1 protein-coding gene is annotated in these 2097 nt (G+C 44.1%); it reads left to right on the top strand.

The genetic code is table 11. The features are described 5' to 3' along the window. The first annotated feature begins 878 nt into the window (after window positions 1-878). Window positions 879-1628 (top strand): septal ring lytic transglycosylase RlpA family protein, encoded by a 750-nt coding sequence (locus O9295_RS07830; protein ID WP_288032590.1) that lies wholly within the window; start codon window positions 879-881, stop codon window positions 1626-1628. The last annotated feature ends 469 nt before the right edge of the window (window positions 1629-2097 follow it).

Here is a 2097-nt window from a genome sequence, read left to right on the forward strand (position 1 = left end):
TTGAGGTGGTCAACTACCTAATTTTCAGGGAAAAAGTACCTGAATTTTCCCCCGATCCCCGCAATGGCTGGCACTTTTTGAGGGGAAAAAAGTCCAAAAGTCTTATCCAACAAGGTTTTTAGATTTATTCAGCAGACCCTAGATAGGGTTTGCCGAAAAAGCTTTTCGTGGGGTTAGGAGTCGGTCCGGATGAAAAAATTTTCACCCCCACAGATGAAAGAGGTTTCTTTCCCCACTTCCCCACTTCCCCACTTCCCCACTTCCCCACTTCCCCAATCCCCCAATCCCCCACTTCCCCAATCCCCCACTTCCCCAATCCCCTATACCTTTTAAAGAGGATTTAGTATTAGCCTGTATCAGCATTTCTGATTCTATAGTTAAGTTTGGCTAATAACAGCTTATTTTTAGTTCTTTGTCAAGCCCCTATTATAATTTTTAATCTCTGACCTTTAACCCGATTTGACATTTATCTTAAAAATCTGGTTTTTTGTAGCGAAGAAAACAGTTTTATTAACCATTATCTGCATCGATAGAGAGAAATCGAGGAGGGCTGATAATCCTTGAAAGCCTTGTCAATACTAGCATTATTCCCCCTCGAAATTTCACTAATTCCCTAAGTTTTCCTAACCTTGATCCCCTCTAGGACACAAAAAATTAAAAACCCTTTATCTTAACTTGGTTTTTAGCGCCAGTCAACCCTTTATTTAAATTTTTGATTCTCTTGCCCGATAACGATATAAATTCTCGTAATGACCAACCGATTTTCCGTGATACGGTTGAACAGAAAGCAACCAAGTTAGCTCTGCAAGCACAAAGGAATGTTAGCAAGTTCCTTCAGCTTTGCATTGGGAACTTGCTAACGCACAATAAGAAAGTCTATGAATAAACAACTGATCAACAAACTACAAGCTGTAACTGCCCTTACCGTAGTGGGGACTACAGCCTCGATAATTTGTTCCCAGACAGCAGGACACAGCAACAGCCTGACGGATATTAGCGTAGATCGTCAAACTGTTATCGAGTCCACTTCTCAAACCATTCTGTCCGCTTTTTTTAATAGTCGAACAAATGATTCAAGTATTAAGATATCACGTTCGGTTCAAGATAATGCTAACGAAATTCTAAAAACTTTGGAGTCCCTAGTGGACAAAGAAAATACCGTCCCTGCAAGCGTTACACCCCAGACCCAAGAGGCCATTCCTTCGACGGGACAACCCCAATCACAACCCAATCAAGTCAAGCCGGCCCCGGCTAATGCCCCAGCCAGCAATCCTGCCTCAGTGACACCAGCAGAGAAGCCGAAAACAAGCCAAGCGGTAAAAACCAGCAGTCGCCCCCGTAAAAAGGGAATGGCCTCTTGGTATGGTCCTGGTTTCCACGGTCGTCGCACCGCTAGTGGTGAGACTTTTAACTCTAGTAGTTTAACCGCCGCCCATCGCTATCTACCTTTCGGCACCAAGGTTAGGGTAACTAATCTGCGTAACGGGCGCTCGGTGGTGGTGCGAATTAACGATCGCGGTCCGTTTAGCGGTGGTCGCCTCATCGATCTCTCCAGAGGTGCGGCAGCGATTATCGGTGTTTTCCAATCGGGAGTTGCCCCAGTTGTCTTGGAAGTTTTAGGCAGATAATCAGTTATCAGTTATCAGTAAACAGTTATCAGTAAACAGTAAGCAGTGAAAAGACAGCACTGTTAATGCTACTCAATACCCCTCACTCAATAATGCGTCTGGGAAAATTCAGTACAAATGATCGGGATTCCTCCTTATCCCTGACTTGAAAGAGGGTGTAGGGTGTGGGGTGTGGGGTGTAGGGAAGGAAACCTCTTTCATCTCTGGTGGTGAAAATTTTTGGCTCTTCGGTAATTGTTATGCAATGGACGGGGGTTATAAGGGATGGAACCCTTATATAGAAAGGCATTCAGCGATTTTTGTCAATTGTTTTTGATCTAGAGCGAACTAATGGGACTTAAACAAATTTCAAGCCCAAACAAAGCCTAAACTGGCTTTGTAAGCGGCAAACACATCCCGATTCTCGGTCAGCCACTCAAAGAAACGGAAAGACATCGCTGTCCGAAAAGCTTCCAAGGCTTCCACAAAA

Source organism: Microcystis sp. LE18-22.4A (assembly GCF_027531105.1).
Classification (GTDB): Bacteria; Cyanobacteriota; Cyanobacteriia; order Cyanobacteriales; family Microcystaceae; genus Microcystis; species Microcystis aeruginosa.

Bases quoted from the DNA above. Each gene is read 5' to 3' on its own strand.
- O9295_RS07830 (WP_288032590.1), top strand. From the start codon at position 879: ATGAATAAACAACTGATCAACAAACTACAAGCTGTAACTGCCCTTACC.